This is a genomic window from Acidovorax sp. 22279, from assembly GCF_052045435.1.
In the GTDB taxonomy this organism is placed as follows: Bacteria; Pseudomonadota; Gammaproteobacteria; order Burkholderiales; family Burkholderiaceae_C; genus Acidovorax; species Acidovorax delafieldii.
The window spans coordinates 1-453 of the sequence record NZ_JBQEOV010000039.1; the positions used below are offsets into that span (position 1 = coordinate 1).

A 453-nucleotide genomic window follows, 5' to 3' on the forward strand; every position below is an offset into this window, starting at 1 on the left:
CACTTCAGCGCGGGTGCGGTTGGTTTCAAACTTGGTGGCGAACTGCGAAGCATCGGCTTCGTCAGCGTGGGCACCAAAAGCGGCAAAAGCGGCGACAGCAGCAACGGACAGGAAACGGACAGACTTGTTCATGGTGAAACTCCGGAAAATTCTAAAAAGAGGACTTGGGTACTGAGAGATACGGCGCAACCAGGGCGGCAGATTCAGCCGCCCCTGGTGAATCAGCCGCGTTCACCCGAAGAAATCTGGCCAGTGCGCACCGCTTCAGCAGCCTGGGCACGCACGGCAGCGCGGTCGGCCGTGGACTTGTAAGTCACCACACGCGAACCAGCGGGCTCGATCGAGCGGGTCTGGGCCACGGTAGCAGCTTCGGCAGCCACTTCAGCACGGGTGCGGTTGGTTTCAAACTTGGTGGCGAACTGCGAAGCATCGGCTTCGTCAGCCTGGGCACCA

At 60.5% G+C, this 453-nt stretch carries 1 protein-coding gene and 1 pseudogene; both read right to left on the bottom strand.

Annotated features, from left to right (window positions below):
* Positions 1 to 132, bottom strand: a pseudogene (locus ACTJKQ_RS24530) (DUF4148 domain-containing protein); the annotation flags it as partial.
* An 89-nt stretch (positions 133 to 221) separates the two neighbouring features.
* Positions 222 to 453, bottom strand: a 232-nt coding sequence (locus ACTJKQ_RS24535) for a DUF4148 domain-containing protein (RefSeq protein WP_440598370.1), incomplete at its 5' end; no start/stop codon positions are given.